The organism is Streptomyces sp. NPDC007162 (assembly GCF_040634175.1).
Taxonomy (GTDB): domain Bacteria; phylum Actinomycetota; class Actinomycetes; order Streptomycetales; family Streptomycetaceae; genus Streptomyces.
Map to the genome: position 1 here is coordinate 1 of NZ_JBEYFC010000582.1, position 5,063 is coordinate 5,063.

Here is a 5,063-nt window from a genome sequence, read left to right on the forward strand (position 1 = left end):
GCAGGATCTGCGGCAGTTGGCTGGTGTAGTTCTCCAGGTACCAGCCGTTGCGCAGCAGCACGCTGGGGATTCCGCGGTCCCGCAGATACTCCTCGGTCTCGCCGTGCGTGGCACCGATGACGGTGGTAGCCGGTGTCCGCGTGCGTCGTGCTCGTGTACACCACTAGTGTTGCTCCGCGTTAGTTCGTGGAGGGGGCTGGAAGGGCTGCCGCGTCGGTGTGATCACGTTGTCCCAGTCGATCGGGCAGTATCTGGTGCATGGATCCGGACCTGCCCGTGGTGACCGTCAGCTTGTGGCGTGCCGACGCGGTGGTGCTGTTCAACTGGCTGATGAGCGTGGATCTCAATACGGTCCCGATCGGGCACGCCGCGCAGAAGCAGGCTCTGGTGGACTTGCTGAGTCGGTTCGAGCAGGACACCGACGTTCCCGAAGTCATGGCTGCGGAGATCGATGCGGCGCAAGCAGATGTCGCAGGGACATGGGCTGGTGATGGGCATTTGATCCCCCCTGAGGATCGTGGCTGGTCAGACTGCTTCCTTGAGCGGGGTGCCGTCATAGGTCCAGCGGAAGGGCTTCGCGGTTGCGTTGCGGTTGATGATGTAGCTGTTCAGTTTGTCGATGAGGTCGTCGCGGCTTGCGAAGTCGCCATGCCGCAGCACGCTGCGGGTCAGGGCGGAGAAGACCAGCTCGACCTGGTTGAGCCAGGAGGCGTGGGGCGGGGTGAAGTGCGCTCTCCAGCGCGGATGTGCCGTGAACCACGCCTTGGTGTGCTTGGCGGTGTGTGAGGAGCCGTTGTCCAGCACTACGTATGGGTCGGCCCGAGCGCCTGGCGTCCTTCAGTCCCTCGGTGCCGTGCTGGGCGAAGCGTCCGCGCCACTTGCGGACGGTGTTCACCGCGATGCCCAGCTCACGGGCGATCTCGGCGTTGGCCAGCCGTCTGTGGCCGCGAGCACGATCCGGGCACGCAGGACCTGGCGGACCTGGGCCTTCGCGGAGACGGCCAGCCGCTCCAGCACCTTGCGCGCGGTTTCGTCCAAGGTCACGGCAACCGACGCAACTGCTCCGTCCAGATGCCTAGTACGTTCATGATCGGTGATCACGTCGGGCCACCGGCGAACCGGGCAGGATGGGGCCGTGCCGAAGAACCCACCCGACTCGATGCAGCACAACCTGCGTGTTCGCCTCAACGCCCGCGCGAAGGACCGCTGGCCATAACTGGTCCATGTCGAGGTCCGCTTCCACACCGGATTCGCCTACGTAAGCGGCGAACTCAAGGACGGCGAGCAGATCCCCCTGTGCCGCATGCGCTTTACCGGCGTCCTGCACACCTGGGGCTTCGCCCTCTACCTGGCCAGCCGAGGCACCTACCAGGACAACTTCCTGCCCACCGGCCTACCCTTCGGCAGCCCCGAGGACTGCCTGGACTGCGCCTGCTACCTCTACCTCGGCGACCCGCCAGCCTGACCAACACCCCTCCACGAACTAACGCGGAGCAGCACTAGCGACGTGGCGGCAGGCCGACCGGGCCCATCCCTGGGTCCGCCACTGGGGCGTTCCGGTCTTCTGCGGCGGACTCGGCGTGACCTCCTACGCCAACCCCTACCACACCGCCCCGGCCCCCTGCAGTTGCTCCTCCTGGTCGCGTTCTGCGTTCCCCTGCTATGGCGGGAACACCACCCCATGCTGGTCTTCGTGATCGTCACCGCCGTCTCCGTGGCAGCCCTTCCGCTGGGCGTGCTGACGGGCGCCGAGGCAGCACGGGTGGCCTGTTCAATGTCGGCCACTACTGCACACCACGGCAGTTGGCCGTCGCAATAAGCGTGGCCACCGCACAGCTGGTCGCCTGGGCCGTCGTCTTCTGGCAAGGCCGCCGTCTGGAGTTTGCGACCCGGCCGGAAGTCGTGAGCCCGATGGCGGTGGCCGGCCTGATGACCTTCGCCCTGCTGGGCCTGCTCACACGGCTGGCCCACGCCTACGCCGTCGCGCTGCGCAAGGAGCGCGACCGCCAGGCTCACCTCGCCGTCGCGCAAGAACGTTCCCGGGTCTCCCGCGAGATGCACGACATCCTTCGCCGTACCCTCGCCGTCATCGTCGGCCTCGCCGACGGCGCCGCCGCGCTCGCCGCCACCCAACCCGAACGCGGCGCCCGGACACTTACATCGTCGTGCTCGACGCCGACACCCTGCTCGTCTTCCCCGGACTCGGGGTGTGGGTCGGCACGTAGGAAATCCCCAGCTCCGACTGCGCTCCCAGGCAGCTGTCCACGCGGCCGCCCCTGACGCCGTACGGCCTCGCGCGTGCACCCGTGAGGAGGACACACACCCAGAGCTGGACGACACGCAGACCGCCGGCCGAACGGCCCAGAGACGCTACCCCTTGGACACTGGACGGCCTGCATGCCAGCAGCAACCTGCTGTTCCCCGGACCGGTACGGGGATACTCAGCACGGCGCCGGAGTCGGCGGTCGGGCTCTTCACCCCGTACCGGGCCGTGGTGACGAAGAGGCGGTTGCCACCGGGATGCAGACACACCGAGGTGGGGTGCGGGGCGGGGACGGTCACGGTGTGGAGCAGGCGGCCGTCGGGGTGGTACCGGCGGACCTCACCGGCCCCCCACATCGCGACCCACAGACATCCCTCGGCGTCGACGGTCATTCCGTCGGGGCTGCCTTCGCCGACGCGCAGTTGCGCGAAGGTATGCCGGCAGCCGGAGAGATCGCCCGAGACGGGATCGACCCGGCAGCGCAGGATCGTGCCGGCGGCCGTGTCGGCGAGGTACATGATCGCGCCGTCGGCGGTGAACGCCGGGCCGTTGGCTATGGTCAGGCCGTCGAGGACGCGGACCACCGTGCCGTCGGTGTCCGTGCGGTAGAGGGAGCCCGCGCCGGGGGTGGCGCGTAGGCCATGCTCCCGGCCCAGAAGCGGCCGGCAGGGTCGGCAACGCCGTCGTTCATGCGGCAGAGGGCCGGGGTGCGGTCCTCGGGGCGGTCCAGCCATTCCAGGGCGCCGTCAGGGGTGAGCAGCGCGATGCCGGTGCCCGCGGCGGCGATCCAGCTGCCCGGTCGGCCGGAGACCGGGGCGACGGCGCCCAACGGTATGTCAAGGCGCGCGAGTTGGGTCGGGCCGGTGTGGTCGCGGTCGTCGGGCAGTTCGAAGAGCCGACCGCTGAGGATGTCGACGTACACATACCGGCCGTCGAACCAGCGGCCGCCTTCGGCGAGTTCGTACGCTCCGTCCACGACGACCGTCGCCGACGCTGCCATTGATGTCATGTTCCGTCTCCGGGATCAGCGGATCGTAGTGCCGTCTGGCTGGTCGAACAGACCGAGTTCGTCCCGCATCGGATGGCCCTCCCAGTCGCCGCGGGTGGCGACGGCGAAGGCCGCGGTGGTGACGGCTCGGTGCAGCCGGGCCGGGACGTCCACGCCGTCGAGCAGTCCGGACAGGTATCCGGCCACGAAGGCGTCGCCCGCACCGACCAGATCGACGGCGTCGACCTGTCGTGCCGCGCAGTCGGTCGCCCCGTCCGCGGTGAAGGCCGTCGCGCCGCTCGCGCCCCGTTTGACGACCACCTCGCCGCCCCCTTCCGCCAGAACGCTGCGCACGGCCTCCGGTTCGTCCACGCCGGGTCGCTCCAGCATCAGCGGCAGCTCGTCCTCGGAGGCGATGAGCAGGTCGGTGCGGGCCAACAGCGGCCGGAGCGCGGTGCGGGCGCGGTCGGCGGTCCACAGCCGGGAGCGATGGTTGACGTCGAGGCATACGGTGATGCCAGCTTCGCGTGCGGTGGTGGTGGCGGCCAAGGCGGCCTCGGCCGCCGCAGGGCTGAGCGCCGGCGTGATGCCGGTCAGGTGCAGGATGCGGGGTGCCGCGGCCAGCGCCGGGAGTACGTCGGCCGGTGAGACGGCCGAACCGGCGGAACCGGCGCGGTAGTAGCTGACGCGCGTGAGCGTGCCCAGGCGGGGTTCGGTGAGCAGCAGTCCCGTGGGGCGACCGGTGCCGTCGGTGACGGCGTGATCAACGTCGACGCCCTCGGCGCGCAGGGTGCGCAGCACGAGCGCCGCGAGTTCGTCCGCGCCGACCCGGCCGGCCCAGCGCAACCGGTGCCCGAGCCGGGCGAGACCGATGGCGACGTTGGACTCGGCTCCCGCGACGGACAGGCGGAGGCTGCCGCCGAGCCGCAGGGCGGCGTTGGCTCGCAGCGCCGCCATCGTCTCGCCGAAGGTCACCACTTCGGGCGGGGTATGGTGATCTGAAGTCGTCACGGCGTCTCCCCCGCGGCCACCTTGCGGAACATGGCCGCGCGGGCGCAGAGTCGGTCGAGGTCGCCACCGTCGGCCGCATCCCCGACGAGAGGTGAGCCGACGCCGACGGCGACCGCACCCCGGTCCAGGTAGTCGCGGGCCGCCTGTGCGCCCACTCCGCCGACGGGCACGAAGGGCACCTCGGGGAAGGGGTCGCGCAGCGCCCGCAGATAGCCGGGGCCGCCGAGAATGCCGGGGAAGAGTTTGATCGCGTCGGCACCTCGTGCGAGGGCGGTTTCGATCTCGGTCGGTGTCAGGGCACCCATCAGGACGGGTATGCCGTAGGTCTCCAGCCCGTCGACCAGTGCGGGGGTGACGAGGTACGACGCACCGGCGTCCACGGCGCGAGCCGCGTCCGTGGCCGAGCGCACGGTTCCGGCGCCGAGGAGTGCGTCGGGGCCGAGTCCGGCGCGGGCCTGCCTGATCACGGTCAGGGCGTCGGCGGTGGTCAGTGAGACCTCGATGGCCGCGATCCCCTCCTCCGCGAGGGGGCGCACGGTACGCAGGTCCGCGGCGGGGACCTTGCCCCGTACGATCGCCAGCAGGCGTTGGGCTCGGAGCGATTCCCCTGCAGATGGCCGTCATCGTCCTGACCCTCGTCCCCCTGCTCGTCGTCTACCCGTTCATGCAGAAGCACTTCAGGACCGGCGTCCTCACCGGCGCCATCAAGGGCTGACGGCACCCAGCTTCGCGACTGGGCACCGTCAGGGCGTGCCGGAACGAACGTCAGCCGACAGTAAAGGTGGGGCCTTGACCCAAGGC

General features: G+C 70.0%; 6 protein-coding genes and 1 pseudogene. 2 read left to right on the top strand and 5 right to left on the bottom strand.

The annotated features are described in order from the left end of the window. Window positions 1-525: 525 nt before the first annotated feature. Together ABZ646_RS39715 and ABZ646_RS39720 are read right to left on the bottom strand one after the other, a co-directional pair. The gene (locus ABZ646_RS39715) at window positions 526-804 is read right to left on the bottom strand and encodes a transposase (protein WP_360530544.1); all 279 of its coding nucleotides are present in this window, start codon (window positions 802-804) and stop codon (window positions 526-528) included. A gap of 87 nt (window positions 805-891) precedes the next feature. Further along, window positions 892-1,044 (bottom strand): hypothetical protein, encoded by a 153-nt coding sequence (locus tag ABZ646_RS39720; protein WP_360530547.1) that lies wholly within the window; start codon window positions 1,042-1,044, stop codon window positions 892-894. Window positions 1,045-1,303: 259 nt separating this feature from the next. Here ABZ646_RS39720 and ABZ646_RS39725 point away from each other — a divergent pair, with 259 nt between their 5' ends. Next, window positions 1,304-1,465, top strand: a complete 162-nt coding sequence (locus ABZ646_RS39725) for a hypothetical protein (protein ID WP_360530550.1) — start codon at window positions 1,304-1,306, stop codon at window positions 1,463-1,465. A 338-nt stretch (window positions 1,466-1,803) separates the two neighbouring features. Next, window positions 1,804-2,280 carry a histidine kinase gene (locus tag ABZ646_RS39730; protein ID WP_360530552.1) on the top strand — a complete coding sequence of 159 codons (477 nt, stop codon included), beginning with the start codon at window positions 1,804-1,806 and terminating at the stop codon, window positions 2,278-2,280. 90 nt (window positions 2,281-2,370) lie between these two features. On the opposite strand, the pseudogene ABZ646_RS39735 reads toward ABZ646_RS39730, so the two are convergent. The 3 genes and pseudogenes from ABZ646_RS39735 to ABZ646_RS39745 form a co-directional block, all read right to left on the bottom strand. Further along, a pseudogene (locus tag ABZ646_RS39735) lies at window positions 2,371-3,272 on the bottom strand (SMP-30/gluconolactonase/LRE family protein). A gap of 15 nt (window positions 3,273-3,287) precedes the next feature. Further along, window positions 3,288-4,208: a sugar kinase gene (locus tag ABZ646_RS39740; RefSeq protein WP_360530555.1), complete on the bottom strand. Its 921-nt coding sequence runs from the start codon at window positions 4,206-4,208 to the stop codon at window positions 3,288-3,290. 50 nt (window positions 4,209-4,258) lie between these two features. After that, entirely contained in the window at window positions 4,259-4,846 is a 588-nt protein-coding gene (locus ABZ646_RS39745; protein WP_360530558.1) for a bifunctional 4-hydroxy-2-oxoglutarate aldolase/2-dehydro-3-deoxy-phosphogluconate aldolase, read from the bottom strand. Window positions 4,847-5,063: the final 217 nt, after the last annotated feature.